11 protein-coding genes are annotated in these 18,833 nt (G+C 33.0%); 8 read left to right on the top strand and 3 right to left on the bottom strand.

The window, feature by feature from the left end; genetic code table 11:
* Positions 1-93 precede the first annotated feature (93 nt).
* On the bottom strand, positions 94-1,554 hold the full coding sequence (locus A8975_RS10170) for a potassium/proton antiporter (protein ID WP_134200263.1): 1,461 nt from the start codon (positions 1,552-1,554) through the stop codon (positions 94-96).
* Positions 1,555-1,571: 17 nt separating this feature from the next.
* A complete protein-coding gene (locus tag A8975_RS10175) occupies positions 1,572-2,405 on the bottom strand; it encodes a peptidylprolyl isomerase (protein ID WP_134200265.1) in 834 nt (277 codons plus the stop codon).
* Positions 2,406-2,617: 212 nt separating this feature from the next.
* Here A8975_RS10175 and uvrA point away from each other — a divergent pair, with 212 nt between their 5' ends.
* The 8 genes from uvrA to A8975_RS10215 all read left to right on the top strand — a co-directional run bounded on the left by uvrA (position 2,618) and on the right by A8975_RS10215 (position 17,816).
* On the top strand, positions 2,618-5,449 hold the full coding sequence (gene uvrA, locus A8975_RS10180; protein ID WP_134200267.1) for an excinuclease ABC subunit UvrA: 2,832 nt from the start codon (positions 2,618-2,620) through the stop codon (positions 5,447-5,449).
* A gap of 26 nt (positions 5,450-5,475) precedes the next feature.
* The gene (locus tag A8975_RS10185) at positions 5,476-6,165 is read left to right on the top strand and encodes a TIGR00730 family Rossman fold protein (protein ID WP_129760586.1); all 690 of its coding nucleotides are present in this window, start codon (positions 5,476-5,478) and stop codon (positions 6,163-6,165) included.
* A gap of 26 nt (positions 6,166-6,191) precedes the next feature.
* Complete coding sequence (locus A8975_RS10190; protein WP_134200269.1) at positions 6,192-7,463, top strand: hypothetical protein; 1,272 nt, start codon at positions 6,192-6,194, stop codon at positions 7,461-7,463.
* Complete coding sequence (locus A8975_RS10195; RefSeq protein WP_134200271.1) at positions 7,460-10,291, top strand: metalloprotease; 2,832 nt, start codon at positions 7,460-7,462, stop codon at positions 10,289-10,291. Before A8975_RS10190 ends, A8975_RS10195 begins: the two co-directional genes overlap by 4 nt.
* Before the next feature lie 155 nt (positions 10,292-10,446).
* The gene (locus A8975_RS10200; RefSeq protein ID WP_134200273.1) at positions 10,447-12,858 is read left to right on the top strand and encodes a thiamine pyrophosphate-dependent enzyme; all 2,412 of its coding nucleotides are present in this window, start codon (positions 10,447-10,449) and stop codon (positions 12,856-12,858) included.
* 101 nt (positions 12,859-12,959) lie between these two features.
* The gene (locus A8975_RS10205) at positions 12,960-15,704 is read left to right on the top strand and encodes a T9SS type B sorting domain-containing protein (RefSeq protein ID WP_134200275.1); all 2,745 of its coding nucleotides are present in this window, start codon (positions 12,960-12,962) and stop codon (positions 15,702-15,704) included.
* 31 nt (positions 15,705-15,735) lie between these two features.
* Entirely contained in the window at positions 15,736-17,343 is a 1,608-nt protein-coding gene (locus A8975_RS10210; protein ID WP_134200277.1) for a class I SAM-dependent methyltransferase, read from the top strand.
* Positions 17,340-17,816: a hypothetical protein gene (locus A8975_RS10215; RefSeq protein WP_134200279.1), complete on the top strand. Its 477-nt coding sequence runs from the start codon at positions 17,340-17,342 to the stop codon at positions 17,814-17,816. The genes A8975_RS10210 and A8975_RS10215 overlap by 4 nt, the downstream gene beginning before the upstream one ends.
* Here the strand turns inward: A8975_RS10215 and holA are convergent.
* Positions 17,813-18,817 (bottom strand): DNA polymerase III subunit delta, encoded by a 1,005-nt coding sequence (gene holA, locus A8975_RS10220; protein ID WP_134200281.1) that lies wholly within the window; start codon positions 18,815-18,817, stop codon positions 17,813-17,815. The genes A8975_RS10215 and holA overlap by 4 nt on opposite strands.
* Positions 18,818-18,833: the final 16 nt, after the last annotated feature.

Raw genomic sequence — 18,833 nt, forward strand, 5'->3', positions numbered from 1 at the left:
AAAGTAGTTATTTTTTATACGAATACTAAAAATCAACTCCTCAATTTATCACACAAAACACTGTTTCATAATTGACATTGCTATTGCAAAAAACTACCCGCTAATACAGCTATTCACTTCTATAAAATCATCTTGAGTATCTGCAATCACCATTAACACATCATTTTCTAACAATTCCGTGGAACCTCCAGGTCTAATATATTCTTTACCTCTTTTTATCATTACTATAAATGCCGATTTAGGAAACTTAACGTCAACTATTCGTTTATTAGCTGCATAAGAATGAGGTGAAATCACAAACTCTTGAAATGACGATTTAGGCAAATCTAGTATAAGCCTATCAACCTCAGTTATTTTTTTAGTTTCTTCTGGTAAAGCCACTTTTAACCAATTAGCAAAAACCGAAAGTGTTGTACCTTGTATTAAAACCGATGTTACCGAAATAAAAAATACAATACTAAAAATCATGTTTGCTTTATCAATTCCTGCTAGCAAAGGATATGTAGCAAACACAATAGGTACAGCTCCTCGCAATCCAACCCAAGAGATGTAAGCACGCCTTCTTAGTTTCATTTTAAAAAACATCAAACTAATAAAAACACCTATAGGTCTAGCAACAACAATAAGAAACAAAGAAATAAGTAGTCCGATACCTATATAAGGAACAATTTGAGAAGGAAATACTAATAAGCCTAAGGTAAGGAATAAAACAATTTGCATTAACCAAGCCAACCCATCAAACATCTTTAAAATTGTAGATTTATGAATTAAGTCTTGATTTCCTAAGTAAACAGCACAAATGTAAATAGCAAGAAAGCCATTACCTCCTATAAAATCGGTTGCTGAAAATGTAATAAACATTAGTGCTATTGCTAAAACTGGGTACAACCCTTCAAAGCCTAGTTTAATGGTATTTATCGTAAACTTACTCAATTTACCAAATCCAAAACCTGCTATACAGCCTATAACCATTTGTTGTAAAAATAAAGGGATGATTGACCACGCACTTTGATCTTGATTTACTACCAACGTTAAAAATGCAATAGTTAACACATAAGCCATTGGGTCGTTACTTCCGCTTTCAAGCTCTAGTGTAGGGCGAAGATTAGTGCGTAACGAAAGATTTTTAGAACGTAAAATTGAAAATACAGCAGCAGCATCAGTTGACGACACAATAGAACCTAACAATAAACTTTCATAAATCGTAAAATCGGTAACCATCCAAACAAAAACACCTAGCGAAGTAGCTGTAAGCAATACTCCTAAAGTAGACAACATTAAACCTTCTCTTAATACAGGTTTAACCGATTTCCAACTGGTATCGAGACCACCTGAAAACAAAATAAAATTAAGTGACACAATACCTATAAACTGCGCTAGCTTAGGGTCGTCAAAATAAATTCCCACAATACCATCAGAACCTGCTAACATCCCAATCACTAAGAAAAGTAGTAATGTTGGCACTCCAAATTTATAGGAAGTTTTACCCACAACAATACTCACAAAAAGCAATAACGAACCTATTAAAAGTATATTTTCAATTGTTATATCCATAAAGTTGTATCATTCAATCAGTTTTTTAGTTCTGTACTAAGAATTATTACATTTTCCAAAGGTCTGTCATTTTCATCGGTTGGCAAATTTACAATTGAATCTACTACATTCATTCCTTCAATTACTTCGCCAAAAACAGTATAATTTTGATCTAAATGCGGAATACCTCCTATAGATTTATAGACTGCTCTATGTGCTTCAGGAATAGTGTAGGCTTCAAAATCAGTATAAGTTTCAGCTAATTGTTGTATACTATCATTAAGCTTAGTTGCGAGCTGCTCATCATTACCTTCACTTGCTATCTTTAATGCTTCAAACAAAGGTTTATGCGCTTTACTTTTAATTACATGATAACGAGCAGTCATAGTGTTAATGCGTTGTTGAGCAACATCCAGTAAGCTATCGTTATACACTTTACCATCAACTATAAAAAATTGCATAGCGCTTGATGCTCGTGTTAAATTTTCTTCTCTGGCAGTAGCCAAGGCACCTCGTTTATGAAACAAATTTGGTCTAAATTCAGCTGGCACAGTATAATCTAAATCACCTTCACCTAAAAACTTTCCTAATGGTGCATTTTTACTATCAGGATCTCCTCCTTGTATGACAAAGTCTTTAATGACACGATGAAATAACAAACTATCATAAGCATGCTCATTGACCAGTTTTATAAAATTATCTCTGTGCTTAGGAGTATCATTAAAAAGCTCTAAGGTTATTTCGCCATAATTAGTTGTTAATACTACTATTGTATTACTTGTATCTTCTATTTTCTTTTTTTCTGGTTTTGAATTGCATCCTAAACACATAAGCATGCTAAACAGAACAAATACTACGTTTTTATTTTTCATTTTCACAAATCAAAATTTACACTCACTAATATACACTTTTATGCCTTTTAGCATCATAACATTGTACTTTTTTCCAAATTACCTTATGATCAGTTATATTTTAAAATTCAACAAAAACTAATACGCTCAGTAATATCTTTTTAACAAAACTCTAAAACAGCTTCACTTCGTTTTGTATTACTAAATCTGTACCTTTGCAACTTTGCAATTCTATGAGTCAATTTGAAGAACATATAGAGGTTCAAGGCGCAAGAGTCCATAACCTCAAAAACATAGACGTTACAATACCTCGCGAAAAGCTTGTGGTTATCACAGGTCTTTCAGGTAGTGGTAAGTCCTCTTTAGCATTCGATACTATTTATGCCGAAGGACAGCGTCGTTATATCGAAACCTTTTCGGCTTATGCGCGTCAGTTTTTAGGTGGATTGGAGCGTCCTGATGTCGATAAAATTGATGGACTATCTCCTGTAATTGCTATAGAACAAAAAACAACTAGTAAGTCGCCTCGTTCTACAGTAGGTACTATTACAGAAATATATGATTTCCTCAGACTTCTTTTTGCTCGTGCAAGTGATGCCTATAGTTACAACACTGGCGAAAAAATGGTGAGCTACAACGATGAGCAAATTAAAGCACTTATTGTAGAGTCTTTTAATGGCAAACGTATAAATATTCTTGCACCTGTTATTAGATCTCGTAAAGGTCACTATCGCGAACTCTTTGAGCAAATTGCAAAACAAGGTTTTGTAAAAGTGCGTACTGATGGTGAAATAAAAGACCTAGTAAAAGGTATGAAGTTAGACCGTTACAAAACGCATGATATTGAAATTGTAATCGACCGACTTAAAATTGATAATTCTGCCGATAACGATAAGCGCTTAACAGAAACTATAAACACAGCCATGTATCATGGAGACGATGTGCTTATGGTGTTAGACCAAGACACTAACGAGGTACGTTATTTTAGTAGAAACCTAATGTGTCCTTCTTCTGGTATATCTTACCCAAACCCAGAACCAAACAACTTTTCGTTTAATTCACCTAAAGGTGCTTGTCCAAAGTGTAATGGTATTGGTAGACTTTATCAAATCAACGAACGTAAAATTATACCAGATGACAGCTTATCTATAAAAGCAGGAGCACTTGCACCTCATGGACCACAAAAGAACTCATGGATTTTTAAACAGTTAGAAACCATTGCACATCGCTATGGCTTTAATTTATCCGATCCTTACAAAAGTATTCCTGAAGACGCTAAACAAATGATTCTCTATGGTGGAAATGAAAAGTTTTCGGTAGAAAGTAAAACACTTGGTGTTACCAGAGATTATAAAATCGAGTTTGAAGGTGTTGCTAATTTTATTGAAAGCCAATACAACAATGCAGAGTCAACATCTTTAAAACGTTGGGCAAAAGACTACATGGATAAAGTAAAATGTAGCGAATGTGAAGGCTCTAGACTTAGAAAAGAATCTTTATACTTTAAAGTTAATGGTCTTAATATTTCTGAATTAGCAAACAAAGACATTGTTGATTTAGTAGATTGGTTTAATGAATTACCAAAACATCTATCTGAAAAACAGTTTAAAATTTCTGAAGAAATACTAAAAGAAATTTCAACACGATTACAGTTTTTGTTAGATGTAGGACTTGATTACTTATCACTTAACCGAAGCTCAAAATCGCTTTCTGGTGGAGAAGCACAACGTATTAGGCTTGCCACCCAAATTGGCTCGCAGCTGGTTGGTGTACTTTATATTTTAGACGAACCTAGTATAGGCTTGCATCAACGTGATAATGAAAAACTTATTAACTCGTTAGTTTCGTTGAGAGATATTGGCAACTCGGTAATTGTTGTTGAACATGATAAAGACATGATTGAACGTGCCGATTATGTTATTGATATTGGACCAAAAGCAGGAAAATATGGCGGCGAAATTATAAGTATTGGCACACCTGATGAATTAAAAACACATCATACACTAACTGCCGATTATCTTAATGGTAGTAAAGCAATTGAAGTACCAAAAGAACGTCGTGAAGGCAATGGAAAATTTATTGAGCTAAAAGGTTGTACTGGTAACAACTTAAAAAATGTTTCAGTGACTATTCCGTTAGGAAAAATGATTGGAGTTACTGGTGTTTCAGGAAGTGGGAAATCAACACTTATCAATGAAACCTTATATCCAATAATGAATGCGCACTACTTTAATGGCGTAAAAAAACCAATGCCTTACAAGAGCATTAAAGGTTTGGAGCATATTGATAAAGTTATAGACATTAACCAATCACCTATTGGTAGAACACCTCGTAGCAATCCTGCAACTTACACTGGTACATTTAGCGAAATACGAAGCCTTTTTGCTAAAATACCTGAAGCTATGATTAGAGGTTACAAACCTGGTCGTTTTAGCTTTAACGTAAAAGGAGGTCGTTGCGAAACTTGTCAAGGTGGTGGTTTACGTGTTATTGAAATGAATTTCCTTCCAGACGTTTATGTAGAGTGCGAAACCTGTCAAGGCAAACGCTTTAATCGTGAAACCCTCGAAATTAGATATAAAGGTAAAAGCATTAGCGATGTACTCAACATGACTATTAGCGAAGCTGTAGACTTTTTTGAGCACATTCCTAAAATCCATAAAAAACTAAAAACCATAAAAGACGTTGGTTTAGGCTACATTACACTGGGTCAACAAAGTACAACGCTTTCAGGTGGTGAAGCTCAACGTATTAAACTAGCTACTGAACTTAGCAAGCGAGATACAGGAAACACCTTTTACATTCTTGACGAACCTACAACAGGCTTACATTTTGAAGACATTCGTGTACTTATGCAAGTACTTAATAAATTAGCCAACAAAGGAAATACTGTACTTATAATTGAGCATAATATGGATGTTATTAAAATGATGGATCACATTATTGATGTAGGTTACGAAGGCGGAAAAGGTGGCGGACAAATTGTTGCTGAAGGCACTCCAGAAAAAATAATAAAGCACAAAAAAAGTTACACTGCGCAATTCCTTAAAAAAGAACTAAATTAGCATGTTACAAAAATAAGATTTATACTATGAGAAACGAACAACATCACAAAAGATGGAATGAAATAAAAACAAACGACTCTTGGGCAATTTTTAAAATCATGGGAGAGTTTGTTAATGGTTATGAAAAATTAAGCAGAATTGGACCTTGTGTTTCAATTTTTGGTTCTGCAAGAACAAAACCAGACCACAAATACTACAAACTAGCTGAAGAAGTTGCTAGCAAAATTGTAGACCATGGTTATGGTGTAATTACTGGTGGTGGACCTGGTATTATGGAAGCTGGTAACAAAGGAGCTCACATTGCTGGAGGAACATCGGTAGGACTTAACATTGAGTTGCCTTTTGAACAACATGACAACCCTTATATTGATTCTGACAAGAGTTTAGATTTTGACTATTTCTTTGTAAGAAAAGTAATGTTTGTAAAATACTCTCAAGGTTTTGTTGTAATGCCTGGTGGTTTCGGAACTTTAGACGAGTTGTTTGAAGCGATTACCTTAATTCAAACCAATAAAATTGAAAAATTCCCTATTATACTTGTGGGAACAGAGTTTTGGAGCGGATTGATGGATTGGGTTAAAGCAACACTTTTAGAAACTCACAATAACATTAGCCCTAAAGACTTAGATTTAATTCATTTGGTGGATACTGCAGATGAAGTTTTAGAAATTCTTGATGCATTCTACAAAGAATTCAACTTGAGCCCTAACTTCTAAAAAAAATTGCTTTTTAAAATATAGTTATGAAAAAGAAGAACATAGCATTGCTTGTACTAGCTGGTATGCTTAATATTTATGGTCTCTTCTCGCAAGAGACCTTCAATGTTATGTTCTATAATCTTTTAAACTATCCTCTAGAGAACAATGTAGAAAATAGGTTGCAATACCTCAATACCATTGTTGATGATTACCGACCAGACTTATTTATGGTTTGTGAACTCAACAATGAAAATGGAGCTAATGACATATTAGCTATGATGCAAAGCATAAATCCTAATTATAATAGAGCTGCTTTTGTTCTTAATAATTCTGATGACAATCTTGGTAATCAAAATGACCTACAAAACCTTATCTATTTTGACACTTCAAAATTTATTTTAGAAAGTCAGAATGAAGTAATTACTATTTATAGGGATTTTAATCATTACAGATTAAAGCTAAACACTGTAAATCAAAGCACAAACCCTATTTATATTGATGTTATTGTTTGTCATTTAAAAGCTTCTAGCGGAACAGACAATCAAGCATTACGATTTCAAATGGTTCAAGATTTAACAGATTACTTGACCACTTTTCCAGCAAACAGTAATGTTATTTTAGGAGGCGACTTAAATGTTTACACCCATTCTGAACCTGCTTTTCAAGAGCTAATTGACACTTCAAACAACATTACATTTGTTGATCCTGCTAATAGAATTGGAAGTTGGCACAACAATAATAGCTATATTGACGTTTTTACTCAATCAACCAGAACGCAAACAGGTTTAGGAGGAACTACAGGTGGTTTTGACGACAGATTTGATTTTATTTTAGCTTCAGAAAACATGCTTACCAATACTGATATTTTTTATGTAAACGATTCTTATAAAGTATTTGGTAATAATGCTAACACCTCTTGTCATAATCAAGAAATAAACTCAACCAATTGCTCAGGAACAGATTTTGATTTTAATATTAGAAATGCTCTATACTATTTTAGCGATCACTTACCAGTGACTTTACAATTACAAACTACTGAGGTTTTAAACACTCACAGTCCTAAGTTAAAAAAACCAATACGCTTTGTAGGTTCAAATATTTTGAATACTTCTTTTTTAGAACTAGAGATCCATTCTGAAGCACTTTTTAACACGACTATAACTATTTATAATGGTATTGGTCAATTGGTAAAAACCATTCCTTTAAAAAATTCGATATATATTAGGGAAGATATTTCAAATCTATCAAATGGTTTATACTATATTACCTTGTCCCAATTTAACAGTAACCCTTTAAAGTTTGTGGTAACGAATTGAAATCAGTAATAACTATATATCTACTTTTATTAGTAAACCTTTGTACATGGGCTCAAAATAAAATTGAGTTAAATGCAAAGTTTGATATTCCTAATAAAACCCTGCATATAAAGCAATATATTTCCTATCAAAACACCTCAAAAGACACTTTAAAAACCATATACCTTAACGATTGGAACAACGCCTACTCTGTTAAAACTAGTCCGTTAGCAAAACGTTTTACTGAAGAATTTAATAACAAATTCCATTTTGCTAAAAGTGATGAAAGAGGCTACACAAATATTACATCGGTTAAAGAAAATGAAGGTGACGATTTAGAGTTTACTCGTTTAAAAAACCATCCTGATGTTATTGAAATCACACTTAACAACGCTATTCCTCCAGGAGAATCGTATAATATTCTTTTAAATTACAACTTAGTTGTTCCTAATGATACATTTACCAGTTATGGAATAACCGAAACCAAAGATTTCAATTTAAAGTATTGGTATGTAACACCTGCTATTTATGATGGTGAATGGCATTACTACAGCAATAAAAATCTTGACGATTTATACCTACCAAAAACCGACTTAACGTTTGAAATCGAGCACCCAAGAAACTATGCGCTCATGACAGAGTTAAACACGCTTGCGCTAAACCAAACTGATAGTACATTAATTACTATTATAAATGGAAAAGATCGTATTAATTCGTTTTTATCTCTAGCTCGATTTCCTAATTTTAAATATGTAAAAACCGATAATGTAACTGTTATTACTAATTTAAAAGAAGAAAACTTAGAAGCGCATGAAAGAGCTATTATAACTGATAAAGTACTTAGTTTTATTGATGACAACTTAGGAAAGTATCCACATGAAAGAATGTTGTTAACCGAAATTGAGTATAAAAAAGACCCTTTATATGGTCTTAATCAGTTGCCTAGTTTTATTAGGCCTTTTCCTGATAATTTTCAATACGAACTGAAGCTTTTAAGAACAGCTCTCAATAAATATCTTGAAAACACATTATTGATAAATCCTCGTAAAGACTATTGGCTAAAAGATAGTTTTCAGGTTTATTTTCTAATGAAATATATTGAAGAACATTATCCAGACATGAAGCTTCTAGGAACATTAGCTGATGTTTGGGGAGTAAGATCTTTTCATGCTGCCGATTTAAAATTCAACGACCAATATCTGTTGTTTTTTATGCAAATGGCTCGTACTAATAGAGATCAACCGTTAGCAATGTCTAAAGATTCTTTATTAAAGTTCAATGCTAATATTGCAAGTAAGTATAAAGCAGGTTTGGGTTTAAAATACTTAGACGATTTTATTAACGGAAATGTACTTGAGCAGACTATCGTTCAATTTTTAAAAGAAACTAGACTACAACCAACTTCATCTAAAGCATTTGAAACACTTTTAAAACAAAACACCTCAAAAGATATCGATTGGTTTTTTGATGATTATCTAACAACAAGAAAAAAGATTGATTTTAAAATTAAAAATGTTTCAAAAACCGAAGATTCAATAACATTTACTATAAAGAACAAGCGTAAAAATGCAATGCCTGTGTCGTTATTTACTTTAAATAACGATTCAATACTTTCTAAAACTTGGATTGAAAATGTTAATGGAAGTAAAACGTTAACCATACCAAGAAATGACGCTAATAAACTGGTTTTAAATTACGATAATGCAATACCAGAAATAAACCTAAGAGATAACCAAAAATCCTTAAAAGGGTTTTTCTTCAACAATAAACCATTTCAATTCCGATTATTTAAGGATATTGAAGATCCTCATTACAACCAAGTATTTTTAATGCCAATTGTAGAGTATAAAAATATTTACGATGGTTTAAATTTAGGAGCAAAAATCTATAATAAAACATTGTTGCGTAAAAAATTAAACTACAAGTTTTCTCCACAATACTCAACAAACTCTAAGACCTTAACAGGATCTTCAACTGTTTTGTTTACTCACAATATTGAAAACAACAACCTATACAATATTACCTATGGTTTAACCGCTAGTTATTCATCTTTTGCTGAAAATGCTTTTGTAACCATAGTATCGCCTACGCTTTCATTTTATTTTAGAGATGACAAAAACTTTAGGTCTAATAAGTCTAACTACATTAACTTAAGGTATTTAGATATTTCAAGAAAGCAAGAAGACAATAATCTTATATTGACCGAAGAACCAGACTATGGTGTTTTCAATATTAGATATATAAACTCTAATCCTGGTTTGGTTGATTTTTATAAAATTTATACAGACTTTCAAATAGCTAATAAATTTGGTAAAATAGCTGTAAACTATGAGTATCGTAAGCTTTCTGAAAATAACAGACAATTTAACTTTAGGTTTTTTGCTGGTACATTTTTATACAATAAAACCAATGCCAATAACAACTACTTTAGTTTTGCATTAGACAGACCTACTGATTATTTATTTGATTACGATTATTTAGGACGCTCTGAAGCTTCTGGTATTTTTAGTCAACAAATTATCATTGCCGAAGGTGGATTTAAATCAAAGTTAAGACCTGCTTTTGCCAACCAATGGATGACAACTATTAATACCAGTACAAGCATTTGGAAATATATTGAAGCCTATGGAGACCTTGGTCTTGTAAAAAACAAATACTCTGATGCTGAAGTCGTTTATGACTCCGGAATACGATTAAACTTAGTGCCAGATTATTTTGAAGTATTTTTCCCTGTATATTCCAATTTAGGATGGGAAATTGCTCAACCACATTACGATCAAAAAATAAGGTTTAAATTTACAGTAGACCCACAAGCACTTTTAGGCCTATTTAGAAGGAAGTGGTATTAGGAATTTATTAACAGATTCTTAATTTTTATCGATTTAATAGAGAAATATTAAAAATATTTGCTTTTTTTTGATATATTCTTAATATTATAACAAATTTAGGCATTGTAAAGAACAGAAAGTTTCCCTAAATTTGCAACTTAAAAATACCTCTATAAATGCATACTGAACCAAACACTATAAACAACATCACTTTTGATGATTTCAAAGCCGAAGTCATAAACGATTACACAATTGCTGTTACAAGCAGAGAATGTAGTTTGTTAGGTAGACGTGAAGTTTTGACTGGTAAAGCAAAATTTGGAATTTTTGGTGACGGTAAAGAAGTCCCGCAACTTGCATGGGCAAAAGCATTTAAAAATGGAGATTTTAGATCTGGTTATTACAGAGACCAAACCTTTATGATGGCTATTGGTGAGCTAACCATTGACCAGTTTTTTGCTGGTTTATATGCACATCCTTCTATTGAAGCTGACCCTATGTCGGCAGGAAGACAAATGGGAGGTCATTTTGGTACTCACAGTTTAGACAAAGATGGTAACTGGAAAAACTTAACAAAACAAAAAAACTCAAGCGCTGACATCTCTCCTACTGCTGGTCAAATGCCTCGTTTATTAGGATTAGCTCAAGCTTCTAAAATATACCGAAATGTTAAAGGTATAGACGCTACTAAGTTTTCGGTAAATGGTGACGAAGTTGCTTGGGGAACAATTGGTAACGCAAGTACTAGTGAAGGTTTATTTTTTGAAACCATAAACGCTGCTGGTGTATTACAAGTACCAATGGTAATAAGTATTTGGGATGATGAGTATGGAATTTCAGTACATGCTAAACACCAAACTACTAAAGAAAACATATCAGAAATCTTAAAAGGATTTCAAAGAGACGATAAACATAAAGGCTACGAAATACTTAAAGTTAATGGTTGGGATTATGTAGCATTAATGGAAACCTACCAACAGGCTTCTAAAATTGCAAGAGAAGAGCACGTTCCTGTTATGATTCATGTGGTTGAACTTACACAACCTCAAGGTCACTCTACTTCTGGATCTCACGAGCGTTACAAATCTCCTGAGCGTTTAACTTGGGAAGCTGAGCACGATTGTATTTTAAAAATGCGCCAATGGATGGTTAGCAATAATATTGCTGATGAAGAAACATTAGACAGCATTGATAAAAACATAAAAAAACAAGTAAGAGAAGGTAAAAAAAGAGCTTGGGATGCTTACTTAAAACCAATCAAGCAAGAGCAAAACGAAGTTATTGATATTTTAACTAAGCTTGCATCTTCTAGTCCAAACAAGGTGTTTTTAACAAAACTTGCCAATGATTTATCTGCCATAAAAGAACCTATCAGAAAAGATGTATTTTCTTCTGCAAGAAAAGCACTTCGTTATGTGATTTCTGAAGAATCAGCAGAAAAAACAACATTACAAAACTGGATTAACACTAACTTAGACAGAGTTCAACCAAAATACAGTTCGCATTTATACAGCGAAACCAAACATTCTGTACTAAATATTAAAGAGGTTGAACCAACCTATGATGACAATGCAGAAGAAGTTGATGGACGTTTAATTTTAAGAGATAACTTTGATGCCATTTTTAGCAACTATCCTGAAACCTTAGTTTTTGGTGAAGACTCAGGAAATATTGGTGATGTTAACCAAGGCTTAGAAGGATTACAGAAAAAATATGGTGAACTTAGAGTAGCTGATGCTGGTATTAGAGAAGCAACAATTATAGGTCAAGGTATTGGAATGGCAATGAGAGGATTGCGTCCAATTGCTGAAATTCAGTATTTAGACTACCTAATGTATGCACTTCAAATCATTAGTGACGACCTTGCTACATTGTATTACAGAACTTTAGGCAAGCAAAAGGCACCATTAATTATTCGTACTCGTGGACACAGACTAGAAGGTATTTGGCATTCTGGTTCTCAAATGGGTGGAATTTTACACTTAATGCGAGGTGTTAATATTCTTGTTCCTAGAAATATGGTTAAGGCTGCAGGATTTTACAATACGCTTTTAGAAAGTGATGAACCTGCACTTATTGTAGAATGTTTAAATGGTTACCGTTTAAAAGAAAAAATGCCTAATAACTTAGGACAACTTAAAACACCTGTTGGTGTTGTTGAAACTGTTAAAGAAGGTGCAGACATTACTTTGGTATCCTATGGATCAACACTTCGTATTGTTGAAGATGTTGCTAAAGAGCTTCTAGAAGTTGGTGTTGATGCAGAAGTTATTGACTTACAGTCACTGCTTCCTCTAGACATTAACCATGATATAGTGAAGAGTGTTAAAAAGACAAACCGATTAATGGTTATTGATGAGGACGTTCCAGGAGGAGCTTCGGCATATATTTTAAACGAAATATTAAATACTCAAGGCGCTTATCAATATTTAGACAGTCAACCTAAAACATTAACAGCTAAAGCACACAGACCTGCTTATGGTACTGATGGTGATTATTTCTCAAAACCTTCTTCCGAAGATATTTTTGAGGCTGTTTATAATGTTATGCATGAAGTAAACCCTTCAAGTTATCCAAAAATTAGGTAATTTGACTTCATTTACTGTTTGATGTATTCAACTTAAAAATCAAATAGTTATATTTACTTATTATAAGTTCTCCTTTTTCAAGGTGAATAATTAGGTTATTCATGATAAGACGCTTTTTGTTGATTATTTTTTGTTTAACTACTATTAGCTTGTTTTCGCAAAACGAATCTGCTATTTGGTATTTTGGCTACAATGCTGGTCTTGATTTTAACACTGGAGATGATCCTTCAGTTTTATTAAATGGGCAACTCATTACCAAAGAAGGATGCGCTACAATTTCTGATGCTAATGGTAGTTTATTGTTCTATACTGATGGTAGAACTGTTTGGGATAGACAACATCAAGTTATGCCTAATGGCGAAGGACTTTTAGGACATTCTTCTAGTACAGAATCTGCACTTATTATCCCTAAACCTGGTAATTCAAACTCCTACTACATTTTTACTATTGACAAACCAAGTTATTTTTTAACAGAAGACGAACCTATTGATGGTGTTAATTATTCTGAAGTTGACATGACACTTAACAATGGCTTAGGTGATGTTGTTGATAGTCAAAAAAACATACATTTAATCACTTATGACGTTAACAATGCTACTCAAAGCGAATATAAATCTTCCGAAAAAATTACAGCCGTAACACATAGCGACGGAAGCGCTGTTTGGGTTATTACACATTTTAGAAATAAATTTTATGCGTTTTTAGTTGACTATACTGGTGTTGTTGATACTCCTGTTGTTTCTTCGGTTCAACAAATGGTAGAGCCTAGGATTAATGAAGAAGGTGCAAATGTTACTGCTATTGGGTACTTAAAAGTATCACCTGATGGAGAAAAAATTGCAATAGCACATAGCTCAACAAATCTAGGTAGCCCGAGAAACGGAACAAAAAAATCAGGAAAGGTATTATTGTACGATTTTAATAACGCTACAGGTGTTGTAAGCAATCAAAAAAACGTAATTTCAAATACCTATCCTTACGGAGTTGAATTTTCGCCTAATTCAGAGTTACTATATGTTACTACTAGTGTTTTTGATGAGGACGATTTATTTGTTACAAGTTATTTGTATCAATACCAAACCGAGGCTGCTAATGTTGAGGCTACACAGCAAACCGTTAACAGTTCTTCAAATGTTGCTGGCGCTTTACAATTAGCTATTAACGGTAAAATTTACAGAGCAGGATATCCTGTTTTTGGAGAAGGAGAATATCTATCAGTTATAAATAACCCAAATGGTATTGGTTCTGCATGTAACTATTCTCATAATTCTCTTTTTTTAGAAGGAAAAACTGCTCAACTAGGACTTCCGCCTTTTATACAATCTATATTCCTTTACACGTTTGATTACGAGTTTACCTGTCTTGGTGATACCACTCATTTTTTTATAACTTCTGAAGAGCCTTATGACACTGTAGAATGGAATTTTGGAGACGGTCAAACCTCAACTAACGAAGAAGCTTATCATTTTTATGACCAACCAGGAACTTATACAGCTACATTAACCCTATCAATTAATGGTGTTGAGTATGACCCAATGGTTAAGCAAATAAATATTTCAGAAGCTCCTAATGTAATGCAAAACACTTACGATTTGGTACAATGCGACTCGTATGACAACGACCCAAATGATGGTATTGCAACCTTTAATTTAGCTTTAGCCAATGGACCTTTAACCTTCAACACTTCAGAAGCTATTCAGGTTTACTATTATCATTCTGAAGCAGAAGCTCTAGCTGATGAACACAACTCAAATACCTTAAACAATGTTTATGAGAATCAATACCAAGGCGAAATATTATATGCCAAAGTATACAAAGCCAATACACAATGTTTTAATATCGCATCAATAAGACTCGAAACCACACAGTCAGTTGATTTAAATAGTTTTGAGCTTGAAACTTGTGATTTAGATAATTCTGGTATTGCTGAATTTGATTTAAATAATGCAGTTGAGAATATCGTAAACTCACTCAACTTACCTACAAATGTTAATGTTACCTTTCATGAAACACAACAAGATGCTGCTATTGGCATAAATGCAGTACCATTAAACTATACTTCATCTTCTACTAGCCTTTATATTAGAGCTGAAAGCGATAACGTATGTTATGGTGGTGGCGTTTTAGAATTAATTGTTAAAGACTTTCCTTTAGTTGACGACCAAACTATTAATGTTTGTCCTTCTGAATTTCCAATAATAATTGATTCTGGTTTAAGTAATAGTGATGTTTCTAACTTTAATTATTTATGGAATACTAATGATACCACCAATCAGATTTACATAAACGAACCTGGTATTTACAATTTAACAATAATTGACCCTGCTTTAAACTGTGAAAAACATATAACTGTTACTGTTAATCAAATTGAAACTGCTCAAGTAGAAAGTATAGTTATTAACGATTATGATGTAACTATAAACCTTATCACCACAATTGGAGATTTTGTATTTTCACTAGATGACCCTAACGGAATCTACCAACCTAGCAATGTATTTACTAATGTAGAAGCAGGTTCTCATACAGTATACATTAAAGACCTTTTCAACTGCAATATTAGTTCTGAAACATTTAATATTATTGGGTTTCCTAAATACTTCACACCAAATAACGACGGAAGACACGACACATGGAATATAAAAGGATTAGACCCAAACGATTATCCTGATATTACAATTTATATTTTTAACAGGTATGGCAAACTTCTAAAAGCTTTCAACCCAAATACATCAAATGGTTGGGATGGTTTATTACATGGTAAACTATTAACACCTGACGATTATTGGTATTACTTAAAACTTCCTGAAGGAAAAGAATATAGAGGTCATTTTTCGTTAAAAATATAATCAATTAATAATTTCGATTTACACCAAAACTATGCTCACAAAGCAAGACAAACAGCAATTAAGGAGTAATATTTTTAAACACCTTGATGGTATTGCTACTGCTACTACTGCTCATACTTTGAATTCAAAAGGAGTATTACAATACCTTTTAGAAAATAAAACGTGTAGTCTAACAGAATTAACCGAAAAGTTCAATGCTAACGATGGCTATCTCAATATTGCGCTAAGAATTTTGTCTGCTCAAGGTTGGCTTACTCAGCACCTAGACAATGCCAATGACAAAGTAGAGTACGAAATTAATGCTAACAGCAAAAAGGCTTTTGAACTTGTTCATTTATACGAAGATGCCGTAAAGCTTTTGGATTACTCGGTTAAATTTCCTGAAGACCGAATTGGCGCTGATGCATTTATTGCTCTTGAACGCATATTCAAAAAATTTGAGCAAAACTTTGGATTAGGCAAAGTAGAAGAAAACAGTATTGAACAACAAATTTTAAAACACATTGAAGGTGTTATTGTTGCTCCTATAATTGTGTTATTAGGAGTTAATGGTTTATTTCATAAATATTTTATGGAAGCCTCTTTTACTGCTGAAGAATACCATAAAGACCCAGAAAGTTTTAAGAAAATATTGGACTTTTTCACACATTTAGATTGGTTTACTAAGAAAAAGAACACCTATCAGTTTACCGACAAAGGATTGTTTTTTGCTAAAAGAGCAAGTGCTTATGGCGTTACTGTATCTTACCTTCCAACCTTTGTAAAACTAGATGAGTTGATTTTTGGAAATCCTATGATTTTAAAAACCGATTCTCCCGATGAAAAGGAAAAACATGTTGACAGAGAAATGAATGTTTGGGGAAGTGGTGGTGCGCATTCAACGTATTTCAAGGTTATAGACGAAGTTATTATTGAACTCTTTAACAAACCCATAGACGAACAACCAAAAGGCATACTAGATATGGGTTGTGGAAATGGTGCGTTTATTCAGCATATATTTGACGTTATCGAGCACCAAACTTCAAGAGGAAAAGTATTAGAAGAACACCCTTTATTATTGGTTGGAGCCGATTTTAACCAAGCTGCTTTAAAAGTTACTAGAGCCAACTTAATTAAAGCTGATATTTGGGCTAAAGTAATTTGGGGAGACATAGGACGTCCAGATTTATTAGCAAAAGATTTAAAAGAAGACTATAACATCGATTTAAAAGACTTACTTAATGTACGCACATTTTTAGATCACAACCGTATTTGGGAAGCTCCAAAAACAACTACTAACAGAGTTAGTCAATCATCTGGTGCTTATGCTTATCAAGGAAAACGCATTAGCAACAATTTAGTAGAAGATTCTCTGCTAGAACATTTACAAAAATGGAAACCTTATGTAGAACGTTTTGGTTTACTCATTATTGAACTACACACCATAAACCCTAAACTCACGGCTGCTAACCTAGGGAAAACTGCTGCTACTGCTTACGACGCTACTCATGGCTATAGCGACCAATACATTATTGAAGTTGATGTTTTTAATAGTATTGCTAAAGAAGCAGGTTTAGTTCCAAGTGAGCATTATTTTTCAAAATTTCCCGATAGTGAACTCGCCACAGTTAGTGTTAACCTACTAAAAGGAAACCTATGAAAGCAGCAACTGTAGTTAGCATTAAAAAAGAATTACAGCATCGTTCTTCTGAGGAATTAATAGAACTCTGCTTACGGTTATCAAAATTCAAAAAAGAAAACAAAGAGCTACTCACCTATTTACTGTTTGAATCTCATGATGAAACAGGATACATTGAAGCTGTAAAATCTGAAATTGATGACTTGTTTGAACAAATTAACACCAACAGCTATTTCTACATTAAAAAAAGTGTCAGAAAAATATTGAGACTCATAAAAAAATACGCACGATACTCACTTAAAAAAGAAACCGAAGTTGAGCTTCTACTCTACTTTTGCAAGCAACTAAAAGCGTTTAAACCTTCAATAAAGCACAATGTAACGCTAACTAACATATATCAAAGACAATTAGTTGCCATTCAAAAAATAGTTGCAACACTACATGAAGATTTACAATACGATTACACTGTAGAATTAGAGCAATTAGAAGCTTAATTCATAATTCTAACCATTAATTCCTTAAGCAAATCGCTTTGCGGTATTGAGTTAGCACCAACACCTTTGCTCTTTACATCAAACTCTCTTAGTGAGGCAATAACAGCACTTACTTTTTTCATTGGATAGTTACGTGCTGCTACAATATATTCGTTAGCAAAATAAGGGTTTATTTTTAATGCAGAAGCAACGTTTCTGGACGACTTATCATTTAATCCATGTAACTGCAATAGTTTAGAAAAATAACTATGAAGTAATGAAACTGTAACTACCATTGGATTATCTTTTGGGTTTTCACCAAAATACTTAATAATCTTAAAGGCTTTTTTAGTATCTCTATCTCCAATAGCTTTGTGCAATTCAAAATTATTATAATCTTTGCTAATCCCAATATTTTGCTCAATATGCTCAGGAGTAATCTCAGTGCCTTCAGGAAGTACAATCTTTAGTTTTTCAAGCTCATTATTTATTTTGCTTAAATCGGTTCCTAAAAATTCAGCAAGCATCAATGCTGCTTTTGGAGTTATTGAATAGCTTTGACCAGACAAAACTCTCCTAATCCAATCTGGCACCTGATTGTCGTATAGTTTTTTGCTTTCAAAGACAACACCATTTTTCTTTATAGCCTTATAAAGCGACTTTCGTTTATCAATTTTCTTGTACTTATAATTTACAACCAAAATAGTTGTTGGTTGCGGATTTGCAACGTAGGCTTCCAACTTATCAATAGTTCTAGAGAGATCTTGAGCTTCTTTTACTATAACCACTTGGTGCTCTGCCATCATAGGAAAACGCTTAGCATTACCTATAATATCCTCAACACTCACATCTCTTCCGTAAAGTACCATTTGGTTAAACCCTTTTTCTTCCTCGCTTAAAATATTGTCTTCAATAAATTCTGACAACTTATCTATATAATAAGGTTCTTCACCCATTAAAAAATAAACAGGTTTAATGTGTCCTTTTCGTATATCGCTTACTAATTCTTTGACTTCGTCCATTGAAAAATTTTCACCA

Origin of the sequence: Meridianimaribacter flavus (genome assembly GCF_004366715.1) — a bacterium.
GTDB classification, from domain to species: domain Bacteria; phylum Bacteroidota; class Bacteroidia; order Flavobacteriales; family Flavobacteriaceae; genus Gaetbulibacter_B; species Gaetbulibacter_B jejuensis.

Bases quoted from the DNA above. Each gene is read 5' to 3' on its own strand.
- A8975_RS10170 (WP_134200263.1), bottom strand. From the start codon at position 1,554: ATGGATATAACAATTGAAAATATACTTTTAATAGGTTCGTTATTGCTT.
- A8975_RS10175 (WP_134200265.1), bottom strand. From the start codon at position 2,405: ATGAAAAATAAAAACGTAGTATTTGTTCTGTTTAGCATGCTTATGTGT.
- uvrA (WP_134200267.1), top strand. From the start codon at position 2,618: ATGAGTCAATTTGAAGAACATATAGAGGTTCAAGGCGCAAGAGTCCAT.
- A8975_RS10185 (WP_129760586.1), top strand. From the start codon at position 5,476: ATGAGAAACGAACAACATCACAAAAGATGGAATGAAATAAAAACAAAC.
- A8975_RS10190 (WP_134200269.1), top strand. From the start codon at position 6,192: ATGAAAAAGAAGAACATAGCATTGCTTGTACTAGCTGGTATGCTTAAT.
- A8975_RS10200 (WP_134200273.1), top strand. From the start codon at position 10,447: ATGCATACTGAACCAAACACTATAAACAACATCACTTTTGATGATTTC.
- A8975_RS10205 (WP_134200275.1), top strand. From the start codon at position 12,960: ATGATAAGACGCTTTTTGTTGATTATTTTTTGTTTAACTACTATTAGC.
- A8975_RS10210 (WP_134200277.1), top strand. From the start codon at position 15,736: ATGCTCACAAAGCAAGACAAACAGCAATTAAGGAGTAATATTTTTAAA.
- A8975_RS10215 (WP_134200279.1), top strand. From the start codon at position 17,340: ATGAAAGCAGCAACTGTAGTTAGCATTAAAAAAGAATTACAGCATCGT.
- holA (WP_134200281.1), bottom strand. From the start codon at position 18,817: ATGGACGAAGTCAAAGAATTAGTAAGCGATATACGAAAAGGACACATT.